This is a genomic window from Nocardioides seonyuensis (assembly GCF_004683965.1).
Taxonomy (GTDB): Bacteria; Actinomycetota; Actinomycetes; order Propionibacteriales; family Nocardioidaceae; genus Nocardioides; species Nocardioides seonyuensis.
This window is the reverse complement of the sequence record NZ_CP038436.1, coordinates 775,616-796,548: the sequence shown is the minus strand read 5'-3', so window position 1 is coordinate 796,548 and position 20,933 is coordinate 775,616. Positions and strand designations below refer to the sequence as shown.

21 protein-coding genes are annotated in these 20,933 nt (G+C 71.7%); 15 read left to right on the top strand and 6 right to left on the bottom strand.

What is annotated here, in order from left to right; translation table 11 throughout:
* Window positions 1-86: 86 nt before the first annotated feature.
* The 4 genes from EXE58_RS03895 (at window position 87) to glmM (ending at window position 5,756) form a co-directional block, all read left to right on the top strand.
* A complete protein-coding gene (locus EXE58_RS03895; RefSeq protein ID WP_135266663.1) occupies window positions 87-2,765 on the top strand; it encodes a bifunctional diguanylate cyclase/phosphodiesterase in 2,679 nt (892 codons plus the stop codon).
* A gap of 192 nt (window positions 2,766-2,957) precedes the next feature.
* Window positions 2,958-3,401 (top strand): 50S ribosomal protein L13, encoded by a 444-nt coding sequence (rplM, locus tag EXE58_RS03890; protein WP_135266662.1) that lies wholly within the window; start codon window positions 2,958-2,960, stop codon window positions 3,399-3,401.
* Between the two features lie 17 nt (window positions 3,402-3,418).
* Window positions 3,419-3,943 carry a 30S ribosomal protein S9 gene (gene rpsI / locus EXE58_RS03885; protein ID WP_135266661.1) on the top strand — a complete coding sequence of 175 codons (525 nt, stop codon included), beginning with the start codon at window positions 3,419-3,421 and terminating at the stop codon, window positions 3,941-3,943.
* A gap of 457 nt (window positions 3,944-4,400) precedes the next feature.
* Entirely contained in the window at window positions 4,401-5,756 is a 1,356-nt protein-coding gene (gene glmM / locus EXE58_RS03880) for a phosphoglucosamine mutase (RefSeq protein WP_135266660.1), read from the top strand.
* 117 nt (window positions 5,757-5,873) lie between these two features.
* Here the strand turns inward: glmM and EXE58_RS19400 are convergent, their stop codons facing one another.
* From EXE58_RS19400 to EXE58_RS03870, 3 genes are all read right to left on the bottom strand, one after another.
* Window positions 5,874-6,011, bottom strand: coding sequence for a hypothetical protein (locus tag EXE58_RS19400; RefSeq protein ID WP_167288677.1), 138 nt, complete (start codon window positions 6,009-6,011; stop codon window positions 5,874-5,876).
* A 532-nt stretch (window positions 6,012-6,543) separates the two neighbouring features.
* Window positions 6,544-7,908 (bottom strand): HNH endonuclease signature motif containing protein, encoded by a 1,365-nt coding sequence (locus tag EXE58_RS03875; RefSeq protein WP_135266659.1) that lies wholly within the window; start codon window positions 7,906-7,908, stop codon window positions 6,544-6,546.
* A 117-nt stretch (window positions 7,909-8,025) separates the two neighbouring features.
* Complete coding sequence (locus EXE58_RS03870) at window positions 8,026-8,388, bottom strand: hypothetical protein (RefSeq protein ID WP_135266658.1); 363 nt, start codon at window positions 8,386-8,388, stop codon at window positions 8,026-8,028.
* Window positions 8,389-8,533: 145 nt separating this feature from the next.
* Here EXE58_RS03870 and EXE58_RS03865 point away from each other — a divergent pair, with 145 nt between their 5' ends.
* Both EXE58_RS03865 and EXE58_RS03860 read left to right on the top strand, forming a co-directional pair.
* Window positions 8,534-8,878 (top strand): hypothetical protein, encoded by a 345-nt coding sequence (locus tag EXE58_RS03865; protein WP_135266657.1) that lies wholly within the window; start codon window positions 8,534-8,536, stop codon window positions 8,876-8,878.
* A gap of 39 nt (window positions 8,879-8,917) precedes the next feature.
* Entirely contained in the window at window positions 8,918-9,916 is a 999-nt protein-coding gene (locus EXE58_RS03860; RefSeq protein ID WP_135266656.1) for a GNAT family N-acetyltransferase, read from the top strand.
* Window positions 9,917-9,920: 4 nt separating this feature from the next.
* Here EXE58_RS03860 and EXE58_RS19655 read toward each other — a convergent pair whose 3' ends face one another.
* From EXE58_RS19655 to coaA, 3 genes are read right to left on the bottom strand one after another with little or no spacing between them, the layout of a single operon-like run.
* Window positions 9,921-10,337, bottom strand: coding sequence for a hypothetical protein (locus EXE58_RS19655; RefSeq protein ID WP_208544120.1), 417 nt, complete (start codon window positions 10,335-10,337; stop codon window positions 9,921-9,923).
* A gap of 11 nt (window positions 10,338-10,348) precedes the next feature.
* Window positions 10,349-10,963, bottom strand: coding sequence for a hypothetical protein (locus EXE58_RS19650; protein WP_208544119.1), 615 nt, complete (start codon window positions 10,961-10,963; stop codon window positions 10,349-10,351).
* Complete coding sequence (gene coaA, locus EXE58_RS03850; RefSeq protein ID WP_135266655.1) at window positions 10,960-11,940, bottom strand: type I pantothenate kinase; 981 nt, start codon at window positions 11,938-11,940, stop codon at window positions 10,960-10,962. Before coaA ends, EXE58_RS19650 begins: the two co-directional genes overlap by 4 nt.
* A 65-nt stretch (window positions 11,941-12,005) precedes the next feature.
* On the opposite strand from coaA, the gene glmS reads away from it, so the two are divergent.
* The 9 genes from glmS to tsaD are packed head-to-tail and all read left to right on the top strand — an operon-like array spanning window position 12,006 to window position 20,914.
* Entirely contained in the window at window positions 12,006-13,850 is a 1,845-nt protein-coding gene (glmS, locus tag EXE58_RS03845) for a glutamine--fructose-6-phosphate transaminase (isomerizing) (RefSeq protein WP_135266654.1), read from the top strand.
* A 17-nt stretch (window positions 13,851-13,867) separates the two neighbouring features.
* Window positions 13,868-14,221, top strand: coding sequence for a holo-ACP synthase (locus tag EXE58_RS03840; protein WP_135266653.1), 354 nt, complete (start codon window positions 13,868-13,870; stop codon window positions 14,219-14,221).
* Window positions 14,222-14,273: 52 nt separating this feature from the next.
* Complete coding sequence (locus tag EXE58_RS03835) at window positions 14,274-15,614, top strand: NAD(P)H-hydrate epimerase (RefSeq protein WP_135266652.1); 1,341 nt, start codon at window positions 14,274-14,276, stop codon at window positions 15,612-15,614.
* An 8-nt stretch (window positions 15,615-15,622) separates the two neighbouring features.
* Window positions 15,623-16,780 (top strand): alanine racemase, encoded by a 1,158-nt coding sequence (alr, locus tag EXE58_RS03830; RefSeq protein WP_135266651.1) that lies wholly within the window; start codon window positions 15,623-15,625, stop codon window positions 16,778-16,780.
* The gene (locus EXE58_RS03825) at window positions 16,777-17,874 is read left to right on the top strand and encodes an alpha/beta fold hydrolase (RefSeq protein WP_135266650.1); all 1,098 of its coding nucleotides are present in this window, start codon (window positions 16,777-16,779) and stop codon (window positions 17,872-17,874) included. Before alr ends, EXE58_RS03825 begins: the two co-directional genes overlap by 4 nt.
* Window positions 17,871-18,752, top strand: coding sequence for a tRNA (adenosine(37)-N6)-threonylcarbamoyltransferase complex ATPase subunit type 1 TsaE (gene tsaE / locus EXE58_RS03820; RefSeq protein ID WP_135266649.1), 882 nt, complete (start codon window positions 17,871-17,873; stop codon window positions 18,750-18,752). The genes EXE58_RS03825 and tsaE overlap by 4 nt, the downstream gene beginning before the upstream one ends.
* A gap of 14 nt (window positions 18,753-18,766) precedes the next feature.
* Window positions 18,767-19,405, top strand: coding sequence for a tRNA (adenosine(37)-N6)-threonylcarbamoyltransferase complex dimerization subunit type 1 TsaB (tsaB, locus tag EXE58_RS03815; RefSeq protein WP_135266648.1), 639 nt, complete (start codon window positions 18,767-18,769; stop codon window positions 19,403-19,405).
* Window positions 19,402-19,875, top strand: coding sequence for a GNAT family N-acetyltransferase (locus EXE58_RS03810; RefSeq protein WP_135266647.1), 474 nt, complete (start codon window positions 19,402-19,404; stop codon window positions 19,873-19,875). The genes tsaB and EXE58_RS03810 overlap by 4 nt, the downstream gene beginning before the upstream one ends.
* The gene (gene tsaD / locus EXE58_RS03805; protein ID WP_135266646.1) at window positions 19,868-20,914 is read left to right on the top strand and encodes a tRNA (adenosine(37)-N6)-threonylcarbamoyltransferase complex transferase subunit TsaD; all 1,047 of its coding nucleotides are present in this window, start codon (window positions 19,868-19,870) and stop codon (window positions 20,912-20,914) included. Before EXE58_RS03810 ends, tsaD begins: the two co-directional genes overlap by 8 nt.
* Window positions 20,915-20,933: the final 19 nt, after the last annotated feature.

The following is a 20,933-nucleotide window of genomic DNA, read 5'->3' as shown; positions in this document are numbered from 1 at the left end:
CACGGGCGTCTCGTATTACCAGACGAGAGTGACCCAGTTGCTCGAAAACGCCGCATATACGTGCCACCCCACCCATACTTTCGACCATGACCACGGCTCGGGGCTCGCTTGCGCGACTGGCGGGGTGGACCCTCGCCTTCGTGGTCGCCGGGCTCGCCGGCCGGGGAACCGCCATCGACGGGCAGGGGCTCGCCCTGGTGTGGCCCGCTGCCGGGGTCGCGGTGCTGTGGCTGGCCTCGGGCGACCGCGCCCAGAGGCGTGTCGACGTGGCCGTGCTGGGCCTCGTCAGCTTCGTGATCAACGTGACCACCGGAGCGCCCGCCGACCTGAGCCTGGTGCTGGTGGTGTGCAACGTGGGCCAGGCGGTGGCCTTCGTCGAGCTCTCCCGGCGGTGGCTCCCGCACCTGAGAGGGTTCGGCGGCCATGAGCCGCTGCGGCGCGTCGGCGACCTCATCACGTTCTTCGCCGCCGCACTCGTGGCATGCGCCCTGGCAGCCGCGGTCGGCGTCGTGGGCCTCGAGGTGACGCTCGACTCCGGCAGTCTTGTGAACTTCCTGGTCTGGTGGGGCCGCAACACCACCGGCATCCTCGTGGTGGGGTTGCTGGGGATCCTGCTGCGGGAGGCGATCGGGGAGGACCGCCCCTCGACACTCGTCGCACTGCGTCGGGTGGGCGCCTCGATGGTCTCGACCTCGGGCGTCCGGGGCGTGGAGATCACCGTGCTCACGGTGCTGTCGACCTCCCTGTACGCCTTCGTGTTCATCCACCCGCAGGGCCACCCGTTCGCGTTCCTGCTGCTGGTGTTCACGTTCTGGGCAGCGCTGCGATTCACGCCGCTGACCGTCCACATGCACGCCATCGGCGCCGGCACCGTCGCCATCACCGCGACTCTCTACGACCTCGGCCCGTTTCTCGTCCTCGACGACCTGGCCTTCCGGGCGCTGATCTCCCAGGTCTTCTACATCATGGTCGTGGTCGCCGGTCTCGCCCTGGCCCTCACCCACTCGGAGGAGCGGTCCGTGTCGGCCCGGCTCGCTGTCCTGCTGGAGAGCAGCAAGCTCCGCGAGGAAGCCGTCACCACCTCCCGCGACCGCGCCGAGCGGCTCTTCCAGGACGCGCCCCACGGCGTCGCCGTCCTGGACACCTCCGGGGTGATCCGCCAGGTCAACCCGGCGCTGTGCGACCTCCTGGGGAGCTGGGCGTCGGACCTGGTCGGCCTCGAGCTCGCGAGCTTCGGCGACGACCACGCCGACGCCACGCTGCACCAGCACATCCTGGCGGTCGTGGCCGACGCCGCCTCCGCACGCGAGGAGGCGATCTGGACGTTTCGCACCCTCGACGGCAGCCAGCGCGTGGTCAGCCTGTCGAGCACCCTGCTCCGCGACGCCGACGGTCCGGGCCGGCACGCTGTCCTGACCAACGTCGTCGACATCTCCGAGCGCCACCGCTACCAGGAGAGACTGACCTACCTGGCCGACCACGACCCGCTCACCGGGCTGGCCAACCGCCGCAAGTTCCAGCACGAGCTGCAGCTGCACCTCAAGCGTGAGGACGCCGGTGGCGCGGTCCTGATGCTGGACCTCGACCACTTCAAGGACGTCAACGACTCGCTCGGCCACGGGGTCGGCGACCAGCTCCTCGTGCTTCTGGCCCGCGCCCTGCGAGGTCGGCTCCGGGAAGGCGACGTGTTCGCCCGTCTCGGTGGCGACGAGTTCGCAGTGCTCCTGCCAGAAGCCGACCTGGGCGTCGCGGAACGCGCAGCCGAGGACATCGTCGCGCTGGTCCGCGAGCACATGTCGCAGCTCGACGGCGTGCAGCGCCGTGTCACGGTCAGCGTCGGCGGCGTCGTCATCGAGCCGGACGACTCGACCGTCTCGTTGCTCGCGACCGCGGACACCATGCTCTACGACGCCAAGGAAGCCGGTCGCAACCGCGTCGCAGTGCTCGATCGCCGCGTCCACGCCCAGCCCGAGGGAAGCGCCCGGATGATGTGGGCCGAGCGCATCGACACCGCGTTGGCCCGCGACGACTTCGAGCTGCACCTCCAGCCGATCCTCGACGTCGCGACGGGACGAGTCACCGGGGCAGAGGCGCTGCTGCGCATGCGGTACGACGGCGAGATCGTCATGCCCGGCCAGTTCCTGCCGGTCGCGGAGCGGTCCGAGACCATCGTCCAGCTCGACCGGTGGGTGGTGCGGCGCGCGGTGGAGCTGCTCGCCACGCTTCAGTCCACCGACCCCGGTTTCCGCCTCTCGATCAACCTGTCGGCGAAGTCGGTGCACGGGCTGAGCATCGAGGACGAGCTCCGTGCGGCGCTCGAGCTCCACGGCGCCGATCCCCGAGGTCTGGTGCTCGAGATCACCGAGACCGCGGCGCTGCGCCACATCGACGAGGCGCGCGAGTTCATCGAGCGCCTCCGCCCGCTGGGCTGCAGGTTCGCGCTGGACGACTTCGGTGCCGGGTTCGGCTCGTTCTACTACTTCAAGAACCTGCACTTCGACGTGGTGAAGATCGACGGGCAGTTCGTCGACGGCTGCGCGGGGAGCCCGATGAACCGCGCCATCATCTCCTCGGTGGCCCAGATGGCCACCGAGCTCGGCAAGACCACGGTGGCCGAGTTCGTCACGGACTCCGCGACCCTCGAGGTCGTGGACACCCTCGGAGTGGACTTCGCGCAGGGCTACCACGTGGGCCGGCCTATCCCCGTCGACGACTTCATCGGGGTCATGCACGCTCGTGAGCAGACCCCCAGCGTCGTGTCATGACCGCGTTTTGACCGGGCTCCTCGTCCGCGCGTAACCTTGCCTGTCGCGACTCCTGCCGCGCTCCGGTCCCACACGGATCGAGGGTGCAGACCCGGGTGAAGAGAAACCGGGCAGTGTTCGTCAGAAGCCGCAGCACCACCACCCGCCGGGAAGCCTCCCGCCGGGCACCACGAACGAGAACGGGACATAGCCGTGCGCACGTACAGCCCCAAGCCCGCTGACATCCAGCGTGAGTGGCTCGTCATCGACGCCACCGACGTGGTCCTGGGACGCCTCGCCGTCCAGACCGCCAACCTCCTCCGCGGCAAGCACAAGCCGCAGTTCGCCCCGCACATGGACATGGGCGACTTCGTGATCATCGTCAACGCGTCCAAGGTCGCGCTGTCGGGCTCGAAGAAGACGACCAAGATGGCCTACCGCCACTCCGGCTACCCGGGCGGCCTCTCCGCCACGCCGTTCGGCGAGCTCCTCGAGAAGGACGCGCGCAAGGCCATCGAGAAGGCCGTGTGGGGCATGCTGCCCAAGAACAAGCTCGGTCGCCAGATGCTGAAGAAGCTCAAGGTCTACGCCGGTCCTGAGCACCCGCACATCGCCCAGCAGGCCACTCCCTTCGAGATCACGCAGATCTCCCAGTAAGCGACTGAGGACCCACCATGACTGAGAACACCGCTACCACCGCTCCGGGTGAGGCCACCGAGGCCGAGGAGACCTTCGCTCCCAACGAGGAGGGTGTCTCCTACACCTCCGAGAGCGCCCCGTCGGCCGACGCCCCGCTGCGCCCCGCCACCATCGCGCCCGCCGGTGCGACCGGTCGCCGCAAGGAGGCCGTCGCCCGCGTGCGCATCGTCCCCGGCACCGGCGAGTGGACCATCAACGGCCGCACGCTCGAGAACTACTTCCCCAACAAGCTGCACCAGCAGATCGCGAACGAGCCGTTCACCGAGCTCCAGCTCGAGGGTCGCTTCGACGTGATCGCCCGCATCCACGGCGGCGGCATCGCCGGCCAGGCCGGTGCGCTGCGCCTGGGCGTGGCCCGTGCGCTCAACGACGTCGACGTCGAGGCCAACCGCGCGATCCTCAAGAAGGCCGGCCTGCTCACCCGCGACGCCCGCGTCGTGGAGCGCAAGAAGGCTGGTCTCAAGAAGGCCCGCAAGGCTTCGCAGTTCAGCAAGCGCTGATCCGTCTCCCGAAAGGGCCCGAACCGTCTCCGGACGGTTCGGGCCCTTCGTGGTTCTTCGTCGAGTCCGGGCGGAACCGCCAAGGTCTCGCGCAGACTGATCGAAGATGCATCGAATCTGCCGCGGGGGACGTCCCCCCGAGTGCTTCCTTGTCGTGAACCGCACCGGGGGGTGCGGCCCGGATGCATCGGAGCAATCACATGAGCCTTCCACCTCGCGCCTGCGTGGCGTCGAGAGCGACGGCGGGAGTCGACGGAGGTGTGGTCACGGGGGCCAGCACCTTCGGCAGGATGCGACCGGGACAGTGGGCTCGGGACTGGCCCACGCCGCACGGTGGCTTGGGGTGGTGCCACCGGGTGACCTCACGAAGGCGGACGGCTCCGCGGGGGCCGGCCGACGTCCGCTTGGAGTGATCAGGGGGCGTCAAGGCCCGGTGGCTCCCGTAGGCTGCCGGGCCATGACGCGACTCTTCGGCACGGACGGGGTCCGGGGCCTGGCGAACGCCACACTCACGGCGGAGCTGGCCCTGGACCTCTCCGTTGCAGCAGCCCATGTGCTCGCCGACCTCGGCGAGTTCGCCGGTCACCGGCCCCGCGCGGTGGTCGGTCGTGACACCCGCATTTCGGGCCAGTTCCTGGAGGCCGCCGTCGTCGCGGGCCTCGCCTCTGCCGGTGTGGATGTGCAGCTGCTGGGTGTGATCCCGACCCCCGGCGTCGCCCACCTCACCGACAGCCTGGGCGCCGACCTGGGCGTGATGCTCTCGGCGAGCCACAACCCGATGCCCGACAACGGCATCAAGTTCCTGGCGCGTGGTGGCAGGAAGCTCGACGACTCCATCGAGGTGGCGATCGAGAAGCGCATGCGCGAGGAGTGGCAGCGCCCGACCGGCGGCGGCGTCGGCCGCGTGACGTCGTACGACGCTGCGGTCGCCGACTATGCCGCCCACCTGGTCGGCACGATCCACCGTCCCCTGGCGGGGATCAAGGTCGTGCTCGACTGCGCCGCGGGTGCTGCCTCGGTGGTGGGCCCGAAGGCGCTGCGCGACGCCGGCGCGGAGGTCGTCGCCATCCACGCCGAGCCCGATGGCCTCAACATCAACGACAACTGCGGGTCGACCCACCTGGAGTCCCTGCAGGCTGCGGTGATCGAACACGGCGCCGACGCAGGGTTCGGGCTCGACGGCGACTCCGACCGTTGCCTGGGCGTCGACCACGAGGGCGAGGTCGTCGACGGCGACCAGATCCTGGCCATCCTCGCGCTGGCCCTCCACGACGAGGGAGCGCTGGTCAAGGACACCGTGGTCGCCACAGTGATGAGCAACCTCGGCTTCGTCAACGCCATGAAGCAGGCAGGGCTCGGCGTGCGCCAGACCAAGGTCGGCGACCGGTACGTCCTCGAGGCGATGAGGGTCTCCGGCTACAACCTCGGCGGGGAGCAGTCGGGCCACGTCATCCTCAGCGACCACGCCACCACCGGCGACGGCATCCTCACCGCCCTGAAGGTGCTCGAGCGGATGGCCGGCACCGGCCAGTCGCTGCAGTCCCTGGCCTCGGTGATGACCCGGCTGCCCCAGGTGCTCGTCAACGTCCCCGGCGTCGACAAGTCCCGCGCCGACGACGACGCCGTGCTGGCCGCGGCGGTCGCGGAGGAGGAGGCGACGCTGGGTGACACCGGGCGCATCCTGCTGCGTCCCTCTGGCACCGAGCCGCTCGTGCGGGTCATGGTCGAGGCGCCGACGGCCGAGGTGGCGCAGGGCGTCGCCGACCGGCTGGCCGGCGTCGTGAAGGCCCAGCTCGCCCTCGACCCCGCCTGACCGAGCGGTCCGAGCGCTAAGCCCTGTCTCGGGCCGGCCGTCGTCCCACCGCGGCGTGGGCCACGGCGACACTGAGCACGCCGAACACCTGTGCCAGCGACCGAAGGTGCAGCGGCGTCATCGGCCGGCCCCCGCGATGAGCGCGGCCACCGCGACGACGGCACGGGCGAGGAGTCCAGCGATTCCGTACGACGTTGCCTCGGTGTTGACGCGTCGGGTCGTGGTGAGGCGGGTGTCGGCGTTCATGGTCGACATCGGTGTCTCCTGTGAATGACTCGCGAGAAAACGATGTGCCCATCGTCTTGAGCGTGTGCACCGGTGGGCGCAGCGCGAGCGTCGTACCCCGACGTCATGGAGACCATGCGCGGGACTGCGGTGTGTGCTGCGTCGCAGGCTCGCCGTGGCCGGCTGGACCAGCAGCCATCCTGTTCCCTCTGCAATGCGTGTTCACATCCCCCACCGGGAGATGCTGCTCTTCACTGGACCGGTCAGCGTGCTGCGAGACGCTTCGGGCCTGGCGTGGGGCTACCCGCAGACATACCAGGAGCCACACCTCGTCTGGCCAGAGGATCAAGCCTGGTGCGTGGCGTGCGAGGTCGACGAGGAGACCGAGCTCACCGCGGGATGCTCTGGCGACGCGGCCCAAGCCCTCATGGAAGCAATGTCGGACGCTGTACGCCGGGTCGCCTACGGAGACGCCGCGCCGCTGTACCGCGACTCTCCCTGACGCGGCGAGGCTCGCACATCGGCTGTTCGGGTCGCGGAGGTCCCCACGCCGCACGTCCCGTCAGAGGTCGATGAGGGCGTCGGGCGTGACGAGGGTGGTGAGTCCGGCGGGGCCGGTCCAGAGGTAGGTGCCGGGTGCGAGGCGTTGGTAGGACCAGGCACCTGAGGTCTTGGCCCGGTGGTGGCGCCGGCACAGGGGCGCGAGGTTGGCGGCGGTCGTGCCGCCTGACTCGGTGGGCGGTCCGGTGTCGTCTGGTGGGCCGGTGTCGTACGGCGTGATGTGGTCGAGGTCGCAGCATCGGGCGTGACGGCCACAGCGCGGGAAGACGCAGGTCTCGTCGCGCAGCCGGACCGTCTCGGCCATCCGGGGTGGCGGGTCGTGCCGGTCGATGGTCCAGGTGTCGTCACTGGCGACGTGGAGGACGGGGGTGATGGTGACGCGGGAGTGGCCGACCCAGTCCTTGAGCTTGGCGAGCGTGGTGGGGCCGAGGGTGTCGGCGGTGCCGACCAGGTCGTCGTGTCCGCGGGTCAGCAGGTCGGGCAGGGAGGCGTGGAGGAAGAGCTTGACCTTGGCGTCGGCCCGGGTGAGCGCCTTGGCCCGGACATCCGCACGGTCGTCGTCGGACTGCTCGCCGGCGATGAGCCCGGTGAGGTCGAGGGCGGCCTGCTGGGCGGCGATCACGCCGAGGGCCTTGGCCTGCCGCTGGCCGAGGGTGTCGGTGTCACCGAGCGCGGCGAGGGTGTCGGCCTCGGCGTTGACGACGTCGTGGAAGCAGGCCAGGTCGAGTGAGTCGCCGCGGGCGGTCAGCGTGGAGGTGCCGGCGAAGTCACCGGGCGACGGGTGGTCGAGGTCGACTCCCCAGGTCTCGCGTGCCCGGTCCTGACGGTTCTTGAGGGCGTCGGGGTCGAACTGGGCGGTGGCGTGGGCGACGATCCGGTCGAGCTGAGCCGAGGACACTCGCCCGGATGCGGCGGCGACCTGACGGTCGACCCAGCGGGCACCCTCCGCGGACAGGTCGCGGGTGGCGCCGGCGACTCTGCGGGCCCGGGCGGCGGGGATCCTCAGCTCACGGGTGAGGTCCCACAGCAGGGGGAGGCGGAACGACAGGTCGAGCGCGTCGGCGACCAGCCGGGAGGAGGCGGCCGGAGCGATGCTCATGGCGACGGCGAGGGTGTCGGTCGCGAACGCGGCCACCTCCGGCGTGCCCGCCCCGCCGGGGTGGTCGGGTGCTTCCAGGACCGAGGACGACGTCTCGACCACCGGGTGGGTGATCGACCACTCCAGCGCGACCTCGAGGCGGGCGACCTCGACCTGCCGGGAGAGCTGCTCGACCTCGGCGGCGTGAGCCATCAGCTGGGTTCTGCTGAGCCCGTCCAGCACCGGACGCCCGGGCACCGGGGCGGCGATGGTGGTGGAGGAGGTCATGTCTCAATACAACCGAAGACCACCGACAACCAGCCCCCGAAAACCTGGATCCCGCCACGATGTGGACAACGACTTCAAACGTTCTCGTGGTCGCGACCCCGTCGCCTCGAGCTCGACTCACGTGAGCCAGATGGCGAGCGCTGACACCGCGTTGAGGAGGACGAACCCGGCCGCCACGATGACGGCCAACAGCATGGGAATCCGTGCCCTGTCGTCGCCGTGGCGCATGGCGCGCCTGCCGAAGTGGACAGCCGCCACGGCTGGCAGGACGAACACGATCAGGGCCGGTGTGGTCGCGATCAGGGCGGCCCACCACGGGGCCTGCTCCGCGCCGCCCACCGGGTAGCCGAGCAGGGAGATGAGTCCCTCGCCGATGAGGAACGCCAACGCGAAGCTCGGCACGAACCCGAGGAGCGACAACCATGCGCGGCGGGTGAGGGGTGCCCCGTCGAGCTGGGCGGGGTGGTGGGTGGTAGCCATGACGTGAGACTCCTTCTGCACTCCCATCCTCCTCCGCTGCGACCTGCGGCGGCAGGGTCGAAAGACCTCAGTGCGCGCGGCCCCGTGGAGTCGTCGAGGACGTTCGCCTCTGCCGACCCACCCAGGGACGCAAGAGGCTGGAGCCATGGACGACACGTCTCCGCCTGTCACCGGCCGCGGCGCCTCAGCGGCGGCGGGCGTGATGGCGCGGCAGCTGGCCGGCGGCGCGCTGGTGGTCCTCGTCCTCGCTGCGGTGCTGTTCGGAGGCGCGTGGGTGATCGGTGGCGACGACGCCGTCTCCGACAACTGGGTCGGCGTCACCGTGACGTTGGCGCTCTTCCTTGGCCTTGTCAGTGCCTTCATCGCCCTGGTCATTGCAGCGTTCGCCGGGTTCGTGCACGAACCGTGGCGCCGGCTGTGGCTGCCGCTGGCGACCTTCCCGACTGTGGTGGGCCTCGTCGTACTGCTCGAGGTCCTCGTCTTCGAGTAGTCGTTCGATCGACGACGCCGGGACGCCTACTCTCGCGTCGTGTACTTCTCCATCGAGCAGATCGATCCTCACAACGAGCCGGCCCTGAAGGCCTGGTGGGAGGTCGGCCAAGCAGCCACTGCCGGGCGGGCGAGCATGCCGTGGCCGGTGTGGGAGCAGATGCGCTCTATCGCGACGACCACGAATCCCGAGCGGGCGCTGGTGTTCCTCGCCGCCATCGACGGCCGCGAGATGGTCGGGGCCGCGTTGGCCGCCCACCCGCTCCTGGAGAACACGCACGGGGTGGAGCTGGAGCTCTACGTACGACCCGACCGCCGTCGCGAGGGCATCGCTACGGCGCTGCTGGCAGAAGCCGAGGCGCTGACGCGTGGCGCCGGCAGGACCACGGTGTGGTCGGCTGCCCTGGTCCCGCCCGGCGGCACTGCACCGGGTGAGGCGTTCGCCCACGCGCGAGGCTTCGACGTCGCCAGCCGGGAGTCGATGAAGGAGCTGACCATGGCCGACTATCGGGCCCGGCGGCAGGCGGCGCTCGACGCCGTGGGCGGGGCGAGCGACGGCTACGAGATCGTCACGTTCGACACGGTCTGTCCTGAGGAGCACCTCGTCTCGTTCGGCCGCCTGCTGGGCATGCTCAACGCCGAGATCCCGCTCGGTGACCTCGACCTCGCGGACGCCGAGTGGACGCCCGAGCGCATGCGCGCTGCCGAGCAGCGGCAGGTCGCCATCGGTCGCCATGTGCTCACCGCCATCGCCATCGCCCCGGGCGGCACGGTCGCGGGCGCCTCCGACGTGCGTGTCAACGACACGTCGCCGACCCAGGGCCAGGTCGGGATCACCCTGGTCGACCCGGGCCACCGCGGCCGACGTCTGGGGCTGGCGCTCAAGGTGGCGACCCACGACCTCGCGCTCTCGTCGTACCCCCGTCTGCGGAGCGTCGAGACCAGCAACGCAGAGGTCAACACGCACATGAACGCCGTCAACGAGCAGCTCGGCTACCGCACCGTCGAGACCGTGCTGGAGCTCCAGAAGAAGCTGTGAGACGTCACCCCGTTGGCGGGGCCCCCACGGCCCCGTCCGGGACGCCCCGGCGGCGAAGCTCGGCTTCGGCCAGCGCCAGGCCTCCATGCTCGAGGGCGCCGGCGGTGGTCGACCCTGACCAGACGGGGCGGTCACGGTGGAAGACCTCGACAGAGACGTGAGCGGTGAGGTGCTCGATCGCCCCGGCGGTGTTGCGGTGCGCTGAAGGCAGCGGCACGGGCAGGACGTGTGCCTCGCCGAGCGGAGACTCGCCGTGGACCCGGACCCGCCAGCCCCGCGACCGGCCGAGGTGCCCGCGGCCGTCGAGGTCCCACCTGGTGTCACTGACAGCCGCGCTGACGGGCGAGACGAGGGAGTCGCCGAGGCGGAGGACGCGACCGTCGGGGAGGCGTACGACGAGCGCGGTCACCTCGGTGCGCAACGGTCCCGCCGTCACCTCGCCTCCGGCGAACGCCAGGCAGGCGCCGGGGGAGTCGGCGAAGTGCGCCTGCCCCCACCACCAGGAGTCGGGAAACCCTCGCGCCCCCAGTTCTTCTCGCAGTAGACCTGCGCGTCGTCCAGCGACCACTCACGCCCCTCGACGACGGCGGTGCCTCGGGCGGTTCCCCCGAGCAGCCACGGGTGCCAGTACTGGTTGAGGGCGGGCACCGCCTGGAACACGCTCGACCCGCCGAGGCCGCGGCGCGGCCAGGGAACGGGATCGGTCACGCGCACGTCGACGTCGGCGCCGGGCACCGACACCCGCAGCCTGCCGGCGTCGGCGACGAACGCCTCACCCACCCGGACGCCGAGCCGCGAGGGGTCGGCGACGGCTCCTCGCGGGTCGGCCAGCACCAGCGCACCCCCGGAGGTCGCCACGCCGAGCGTCGCCCACGAGCCCTCCGGCCCCTGGTTGATGCCGCACAGCGCGACCAGGGCCCGGCCGTCCGGCAGGCTGAAGCGCCAGAAGTAGCCCTCCATCGCCACGCCCGCGTGGGAGCGGAGCAGGTCCCCGAAGGGCGCAGTGGCGCCGGTGCCGCGGTAGCCCGGGAGACGTGGGCGCGTCACAGCTTCCGCAGGCGCACGTAGCGCACCGAGTGGTCGGAGTCCTTCCGTAGGACCAGGGTGGCGCGCCCGCGCGTGGGGGCGACGTTCTCCACCAGGTTGGGGCCGTTGATGCCCTCCCAGATGCGGGTGGCCTCGTCGACGGCCTCGTCGTGCGAGAGGCGGGCGTACTTGCGGAAGTAGGACGCGGGGTCCTGGAAGGCGGTCTCGCGCAGGCGCAGGAATCGGTCGATGTACCAGCCCTTGATGTCGGGGAGCGCCGCGTCGACGTAGACGGTGAAGTCGAAGAAGTCGCTGACGGCGAGACCGGTGCGACCGTCCTCTCGCACGCGCGCCGGCTGGAGGACGTTGAGGCCCTCGATGATGACGATGTCGGGGCTCTTGACCACGACCTTCTCGTCGGGCACCACGTCGTAGACGAGGTGGGAGTAGATCGGTGCCTCGACCTCCTCCTTGCCGGACTTGATGTCGATGACGAACCTGAGCAGGGCCTTGCGGTCGTAGGACTCCGGGAACCCCTTGCGGTGCAGGAGCCCCCGGCGCTCGAGCTCGGCGTTGGGCAGCAGGAAGCCGTCGGTGGTCACGAGGGCGACGTTGGGGTGCTCGGGCCAGTGGGCGAGCATCTGCTGCAGCACGCGCGCGGTGGTGGACTTGCCGACCGCCACCGAGCCCGCGAGGCCGATCACGAACGGCGTGCGCGGCGGGGTCGCGCGGTGCAGGAACTCCTCCTGCTCGAGGTGCAGGCGCGACGCCGCCGCGACGTAGAGGCTCAGCAGGCGCGAGAGCGGGAGGTAGACCTGCTCGACCTCGCGCAGGTCGAGGGCGTCGCCCAGGCCGCGCAGCCGGGCGATCTCGTCGGGCTGCAGGGGTGCCTCCGTCGCCGGGGCCAGCGCCGCCCACGCGGCCCGGTCGAGCTCGACGTAGGGAGAGGCCTCCTGGCCGGAGGCCGGCGCAGCGCCCGAGACCGGCTCAGTCGACATGACGGCGATTCTCGCATCGTCGACGCCGGCGGGGGGCGGGCGCCCTGCCGATAGACTCCCCGACCATGTGCGGAATCGTCGGGTACGTGGGTGGGAAGTCAGCCCAGGATGTTGTCATCGAGGGACTTCGCCGCCTCGAGTACCGCGGGTACGACTCCGCCGGGATCGCGCTGATCGACGGCGACCGCGTCGTCTCCGACAAGCGGGCCGGCAAGCTCGCCAACCTCGAGAAGGCCATCGCCGACCAGCCGCTCCCCGCGGCCACGACCGGCATCGGACACACCCGCTGGGCCACCCACGGCGCCCCCAACGACGCCAACGCCCACCCGCACCTGGGCCAGGAGCGACAGGTCGCGGTCGTCCACAACGGCATCCTCGAAAACTTCGTGGCCCTGCGCGCGGAGCTGGAGGCCGAGGGCATCGACATGCTCTCCGAGACCGACACCGAGGTCGCCGCCCACCTCCTCGAGCGCGAGGTCCGTGCCGGCCACGACCTCACCGAGGCCATGCAGCGTGTGTGCCGGCGACTCGAGGGCGCCTTCACCCTCGTGGCCGTCGACGCCAAGGACCCGAGCCGGGTCGTCGCCGCCCGCCGCAACTCCCCGCTGGTCGTGGGGCTCGGCGAGGGCGAGAACTTCCTCGGCTCCGACGTGGCGGCGTTCATCGAGCACACCCGCGAGGCGATGGAGCTCGACCAGGACCAGGTCGTCACCATCACCCGCGACGGCGTCAGCGTCACCGGCTTCGACGGCTCGCCCGCCGAGGGCCGGCGCTACCACGTCGACTGGGACCTCTCGGCTGCCGAGAAGGACGGCCACGACTGGTTCATGCGCAAGGAGATCTTCGAGCAGCCGCACGCCGTCGCCGACTCGCTGCTGGGACGCCGTACCCCCGAAGGACTGCTCCAGCTCGACGAGATGCGCCTGTCCGACCAGGACCTGCGCGACATCGACAAGATCATCATCATCGCCGCCGGCACCTCGTTCTACGCCGGCATGGTCGCCAAGTACGCCATCGAGCACTGGTGCCGCATCCCGGTCGAGGTCGAGCTCGCCAGCGAGTTCCGCTACCGCGACCCCATCCTGACCACCGAGACCCTCGTCGTCGCGATCAGCCAGTCCGGCGAGACCGCTGACACGCTGCAGGCGATCCGCCACGCGCGGGTCCAGCGCTCCAAGGTGCTGGCCATCTGCAACACCAACGGCTCGACCATCCCCCGCGAGTCCGACGGCGTCATCTACACCCACGCCGGGCCGGAGATCGGCGTCGCCTCCACCAAGGGATTCCTGACCCAGCTCGTGGCCTGCTACCTCCTGGCGCTCTACCTCGCCCAGGTCAAGGGCACCCGCTTCGGCGACGAGATCGGGCAGGTCATGGACCAGCTCGACGAGATGCCGGGCCACATCGAGACCGTGCTGGGCAAGGCCGAGGAGATCTACGAGCTCGCGCGCGCCCACGTCGGCTCGCGGTCGGTGCTGTTCCTGGGTCGCCACGCGGGCTACCCCGTGGCGCTGGAGGGCGCGCTCAAGCTCAAGGAGCTCGCCTACATCCACGCGGAGGGCTTCGCCGCGGGCGAGCTCAAGCACGGCCCGATCGCCCTGATCGAGGAGGGCCTGCCGGTGCTGTGCGTGGTGCCTCCCCGGGGGCGCGACCAGCTCCACTCCAAGATGATCAGCGGTATCCAGGAGGTGCGCGCCCGAGGTGCCCGCACGCTCTGCCTGGCCGAGGAGGGCGACGACACGGTGGCCCGGTACGCCGACGTGCTCATCACGCTGCCCCAGGTCCCCGTGCTGCTGCAGCCGCTCGTGGCAGCCGTGCCGCTCCAGCTGTTCGCCTGCGAGCTGGCTACGCAGCTGGGCCACGACGTCGACCAGCCCCGCAACCTCGCCAAGTCCGTCACGGTCGAGTAGCCACCCGAGGAGCCAGCATGCCCGTCATCGGCGTGGGCATCGACGTGGTCGAGATCGACCGCTTCGAGCAGTCGCTGGAGCGCACGCCCGGCATGCGCGCACGGCTGTTCACGCCGACCGAGGCGACCCAGCCGATCGCGTCGCTGGCGGCCCGGTTCGCCGCCAAGGAGGCGATCGCCAAGGCCTTGGGTGCTCCCATCGGCCTGGCCTGGCACGACGCCGAGATCGTCTCGGAGGAGAGCGGTCGACCCCGGTTGGAGCTGCGCGGCACCGTGGCCGCCCGGGCCGAGGCGCTGGGCGTCCAGCACGTCCACGTCTCGCTGTCCCACGACGCCGGGGTCGCCTCGGCGGTCGTGGTGCTGGAGTCCTGAGGTGCTGCGCGCACACACGGTGGAGCAGGTGCGTCGGGCTGAACGTGACCTCATGGCGCGCCTTCACGACGGTGCCCTGATGGAGCGGGCGGCGGCAGGCCTGGCCGCGGCGGTGCTCGACCTGCTCGGCGGCGGCTACGGGCGGCGCGTCCTCCTGCTGGTGGGGTCGGGCGACAACGGCGGCGACGGGCTCCTGGCCGGGTCGATGCTCGCGCGGCGAGGCGTCCGCGTCGAGGCGCTGCTCCTCTCCGACCACGCCCACGCGGCCGGCCTCGCCGCCCTCCGGGCTGCGGGGGGACTGACTGTGCGCGAGGTGCGCGACCTGCACCCGCGCCCCGACGTCGTGATCGACGCGATCGTCGGCATCGGCGGCCGACCCGGCCTGCGCCCGGCGGCCGTCGAGGCGCTGGAGTCGTTCGCCGGCGTGCCGGTCGTGGCGGTCGACGTCCCCTCGGGAGTCGACGTCGACACCGGCGAGGTCGACGGTCCCCACGTGACGGCCGACCTGACGGTCACCTTCGGCACCCACAAGGTCGCACATCTGGTCGACCCCGCTGCCAGTGCGTGCGGTGCCCTGCACGCCGTCGACATCGGGCTCGACCTCCCCGAGCCCGCCGTGGAGGCCCTCCAGCCCGCTGACGTACGCCGCCTGCTGCCGCAGCCGGCCCTGCACGCCCACAAGTACACCCGTGGCGTCGTGGGCGTGCGTGCCGGGTCCTCCACCTACCCGGGCGCAGCCCTGCTGGCGGTGGCGGGCGCCAACACGGGGCTGGCCGGGATGGTGCGCTACGTCGGCTCCGAGGCCGTCGCGTCCCGGGTGCGCGAGGCACACCCCGAGGTGGTGGGCGAGGGACGCGTCCAGGCGTGGGTGGTGGGGCCGGGCGGCGGGAACGACGCGGCCGCCATGCTCGACGCCGCGCGCGCGGACGGCGTACCCCTCGTCGTGGACGCCGACGCCCTTGCTCACGTCGACGGCACGCTGCCGGGATGCGTCCTGACCCCGCACGCCGGCGAGCTGGCGGGGATCCTGGGCCTGGCACGCGAGGAGGTCGAGGCGCGTCCGCTCGCCCATGTGCGCGGGGCGGCCGACCGCTTCGACTGCGTCGTGCTGCTCAAGGGGCACCGCACGCTCGTGGCGGCCCCCGACGGTCTCGTCCGGGCGACGTCGACGGGGACGCCGTGGCTCGCGACGGCAGGGGCGGGCGACGTCCTGGCCGGGCTCGTCGGCTCCTTGCTCGCGGCAGGCCTGCCAGCCTTCGATGCCGCGTCCCTGGGGGCGTGGGTGCATGGTGCCGCCGGGACACGTGCCTCGCGGGGCGGGCCACTCACCGCGACGACCCTGGCGGGCTCGATCCCCCTCCTGATGCGTGACTTGCTGGCTCGGCAGGGATAATCGGACGCGTGCATCGTGCCGAGATCGTCGTCGACCTGGCCGCCATCCGGCACAACGTCGGTCTGCTCAAGGAGCTGGCGGCCCCCGCGCGACTGATGACGGTCGTCAAGGCCGACGGCTACGGCCACGGCATGGTCGAGGTGGCCCAAGTGGCCCGTGAGGCCGGCGCAGACTGGCTCGGGGTCGCCACGCTCGACGAAGCCCTGTCGCTCCGGGCGAGCGGAGACCATGGCCCGCTGCTGTGCTGGCTCACCGCACCGGGCGAGGACTACGCCGCCGGCGTCGCTGCCGACGTGGACCTGACGGCCGCCACCGAGGCCGAGCTCGACGAGATCGCCGCCGCGGGCGACAGCGTCGGCACGGTGCCCCGGGTGCACGTCAAGGTCGACACCGGCCTGCGCCGCGGTGGCGCTCCGCGCGCCGACTGGCACGACCTCTTCGCCTGTGCCAGTGACCTCCACCGGGAGCGCCGCCTCCGCGTCGTGGGCCTGTGGTCCCACCTCGTGGCGGCCGACAACCCCGACCACCCCGCCAACCACGCCCAGCAGGCCGCCTTCGAGGACGCGCTCTCGCTGGCCGCCTCGGCCGGGCTGGAGCCGGAGGTCAGGCACATCGCCAACTCCGCGGCCACGCTCGTGAGTCCTTCCTTCCGCTACGACCTGGTCCGCTGTGGCATCGCGACCTACGGCCTCGACCCGGCGCCCGGCGTCACGCCGGCCCGACTGACCGGCTCGGACGGCCTGCGGCCGGCCATGACGGTCCGCGCGAGCCTCTCCCTGTCCAAGCCGGTCGCGACGGGGGAGGGCGTGTCCTACGGCCACACCTGGATCGCCGACCACGACACGACGGTGGGCCTGGTCCCGGCCGGATACGCCGAGGGCATCCCTCGGGCGGCGGGCAACACGGCGTCGGTCTGGGTCGACGGCGAGGTGCGACCCATCCGCGGGAGGGTCTGCATGGACCAGTTCATGGTCGACCTCGAGGGGGACCTCCCGCCCTCCGGCACCGAGGTCGTGCTCTTCGGGCCCGGCGACCGTGGCGAGCCGACCGCCCAGGACTGGGCCGTGGCGCTCGACACGATCAACTACGAGATCGTCACCCGGGTGGGCGGGCGCCTGGCGCGCCATCACGTCGACACCGCGTGCGCCCCCGAGGAGCGGCCATGAGGCGGGCCGGGAAGCTCGTCGGCACCGCCGCCGGCGCGGCCGCCGGGGCGGCCGCGGTGGGGGCGGTCGCGCGCCAGCAACGCACGATCGCACGCCGGGGAGCGGGTGAGACGACCCCGTTCGGCGAGCTGCGCAGCACTCCGCTCCAGATCGTCGCCGACGACGGCACCGACCTCCACGCCGAGATCGACGAGCCGGGGGACCACGGCGGCACCCCGGCGACCGAGGACGACCTGACGGTCGTCTTCGTCCACGGCTACACCCTCAACCTCGACTGCTGGCACTTCCAGCGCGCGGCCTACCGCGGCCGGGTCCGCACCGTCTTCTACGACCAGCGCAGCCACGGTCGCTCGGCGAGGTCCGAGGGCGACGGCTCCACGATCGAGCAGCTGGGGCTGGACCTCATGCGAGTCATCCAGCACACCGCGCCCGGTCCGGTGGTCCTGGTGGGGCACTCGATGGGCGGCATGAGCATCATCTCGTTGGCCGAGCACCACCCCGAGCTGTTCGGGGACAAGGTCGTCGGAGCCGCCCTGGTGTCCACGACCGCCGGTGGCCTCGATCCCGGTCGCATCCTCTTCCCGATGCTGCCGCTCGGCATGGGTGGCAGGTTCGTGGGGCGGGCCGTCCGTACGCTCAGCCGCGGCCACAAGCTCGTCGACCTGGCCCGCGAGTGGGGACAGAAGATCGCCGACGTCGTCACCGACCGCTACGCCTTCGGCGACGACGTCCCGATCGACTACGTCGACTTCGTCTTCGACATGATCAACGCGACGCCGTTCTCCGTGGTGGCCGACTTCTACCCGGCCTTCGCCTCGTTGGCGAAGTTCGAGGTCCTCAGCCCTCTCGCCCAGGCGCCGACCGCGATCATCTGCGGCACCGAGGACCGCATCACCCCCATCAGCCACAGTCGCAAGCTCCACGCCCGCATCGCCGGCTCCAGCCTCCTGGAGTGCCAGGGCGCCGGCCACATGGTCATCCTCGAGCGTCACGACGAGGTCAACCGCGAGCTCGACGACCTCCTCGACCTGGCCCACCAGCGAGTGGCCCAGCAGCGAGCACCGCAACGCTCGCAGCGGAAGACGGGCGCGTGAGCCTCGAGGTCCGGCGAGTCGGCGCGGAGGCCGCTGCCGAGGTGCTGCAGGTCGTCCGGGCGGCCTTCGGCGCCCGGCCGGTCCTGGACCCGCCTGCCGACGCGTTGTCCGAGGACCTCGCCAGCGTGAGCGGCGCCCTGGCCGGGCACGGCGGGATCCTCGCCACCCTCGACGGCGAACCGGTCGGCTGCCTGCTCCTCGCGCCCCGGCCCGACGGCATGGTGCTGCGGCGCTTCGGGGTGGTCCCGGACGCCCAGGGGCACGGCGTGGCGCGAGCCCTCGTGGAGCTCGCGGTCGAGTGTGCGCTCGGCCACGAGTCCCTGGTGGTGCGTGCCCGGCAGGAGCTGCCGGAGACCATCCGGTTCTGGGAGCGACAGGGGTTCGTCGAGGTCGAGCGATGGGACTGCCACGTCCGGCTGCGCCGGCCGCTCGAGACGTCGTACGACGCCGCTGACGCCGACGCCATGCGTGACCTGGGCCGCCGCGTGGGGCGCACGCTCGCGGCAGGCGACCTGGTGGTCCTGACGGGCGAGCTCGGCGCAGGCAAGACGACGTTCACGCAGGGCCTGGGGGAGGGCCTCGGCGTGCGGGGGGCGGTCACCTCGCCGACCTTCGTGATCGCGCGCGTGCACCCCTCGCTGGTGGGCGGCCCGGAGCTGGTCCACGTCGACGCCTACCGCCTGGGCGGCGTGGCCGAGCTCGACGACCTCGACCTCGACACCTCGGTGGAGTCGGCGGTCACCGTCGTGGAGTGGGGCGCAGGCCTGGCCGAGGGCCTGTCCGACTCGAGGCTGGAGATCACGATCGAGCGGGCGCTCGGCGCCGCGGGCACGGACGACGACCCTCGACGCGTGGTGCTCCGGCGCCACGTCGGATAGGTACCCTCGCAACCGTGCTGCTGGCCTTCGACACCGCGACCGCGCTGGTCACCGTCGCGCTCCACGACGGCGACCGGGTGGTCGCCGAGCGCTCCTCGGACCGGCCGATGAAGCACGGCGAGCAGCTGGCCCCACTGATCGAGGAGGTCATGAGCGCTGCGGGCGTCGTGCGCCAGGACCTCACCGCCCTCGCGGTGGGGGTGGGACCGGGGCCGTTCACCGGGCTGCGCGTCGGTCTGGTGACTGCGCGCACCCTCGGTTTCGTGCTGGCCGTTCCGGTCTACGGCGTGTGCACGCTCGACGTGCTCGCCGTCGAGGCGGTGGAGACGGGCGCGGTGGACGAACCCTTCATGGTGGCGACCGACGCGCGCCGCAAGGAGGTCTACGTCGCTTCCTACGACGCCGCCGGGACCCGGATCGCCGGGCCGGCGGTGAGCAGGCCGGCCGAGGTCGCCACCTCCGTTCCTGTGACGGGCGCGGGTCCGGCGCTTTACCCTGAGGCGTTCCCTCAGGGGGTGGGCCCCGAGAAGCCCAGCGCCGGGTGGCTGGCGCACACCGTCACCCACGAGCGTGCTGAGCTGCTCGACCCCGAGCCCCTCTACCTGCGGCGCCCGGACGCGGTCGCCGGCGCTCCCAGAAAGCCAGTTTCGTGATCCGTCCCGCCACTGAGTCAGACCTCCCGGCCCTGCTCGAGCTCGAGCAGGCGCTCTTCGGTGTCGACGCGTGGAGCGCCGAGCAGCTGCGTCAGGAGCTCGACGGTCCGAGCCGCCGATTCCTGGTGACCGACGAGCTGAGCGGCTACGTGGTGACCATGTCGGTGGGCGACGTCGTCGACCTCCTGCGCCTCGCCGTGCACCCTCAGACCAGGCGCGAGGGCATCGCCAGCCGGTTGCTCGAGGCCGCGCTCGAGGACACCCACGAGGCGTCCCGCATGCTGCTGGAGGTCAGTGTGACCAACACCGACGCGGTGGCGTTCTACGTGGCGCGACAGTTCACCGTGATCGACGTACGCCCGCACTACTACCGCGACGGGTCCGAGGCGCTGGTGATGTGCCGGTGGCTCCCTGCAGCCAACCGCCCGGAGCCGGCGCCCTTCCCGCGCGTGAGAGGTCGGCATGCCTGACGAGCCCCTCGTGCTCGGGATCGAGACCTCCTGCGACGAGACAGGCGTCGGCATCGTCCGCGGCCACACCCTGCTCGCCGACGCCGTGGCGAGCAGCGTCGAGGAGCACGCGAGGTTCGGGGGCGTGGTCCCGGAGGTGGCCAGCCGAGCCCACCTGGACGCGATGGTGCCCACGATCGAACGAGCCTGCGAGACGGCAGGGATCGCGCTGAACGACGTCGACGCCATCGCGGTCACCAGCGGCCCGGGGCTGGCCGGAGCCCTTCTCGTCGGGGTGGCCAGCGCGAAGGCGCTCGCACTCGGGCTGGGGAAACCGCTCTACGGCGTCAACCACCTCGCTGCCCACGTCGCCGTCGACCAGCTCGAGCACGGGGCCCTCCCGGAGCCCTGCCTGGCGATGCTGGTGTCCGGCGGGCACTCCAGCCTCCTGGAGGTCGCCGACGTCACGCAGGGTGTCGAGCCGATGGGCTCCACGCTCGACGACGCGGCGGGCGAGGCGTTCGACAAGGTGGCACGCCTGCTGGGCCTGCCCTTCCCCGGCGGCCCGCACATCGACCGCGCCGCGCGGAGCGGCAACAGCTTCGCGATCGACTTCCCCCGGGGGCTCACCAGCAAGCGAGACCTCGAGCGCCACCGCTTCGACTTCTCCTTCTCCGGCCTCAAGACAGCTGTCGCGCGCTGGGTCGAGGCCCAGCAGCGCGACGGTGTGGCGATCGACGTCGCCGACGTGGCGGCGTCGTTCCAGGAGGCGGTGTGCGACGTGCTGACCCGCAAGGCCGTGGACGCCGCGCGTCACCGGGGCATCGAGGACATCCTCATCGGCGGAGGGGTCGCGGCCAACAGCCGGCTGCGGGTCCTGGCCGAGGAACGCGCCTCGGCCCACGGGATCCGGGTGCGGGTGCCGCGACCGGGCCTGTGCACCGACAACGGCGCGATGGTGGCCGCGCTCGGCTCCGAGCTCGTCGCCCGAGGTCGGGCGCCGTCCGCACTCGACCTGCCGGCCGACTCCTCGCAGCCGCTCACCACCGTGGTGGCCTGAGCGGCTGCGAGCCGCTCAG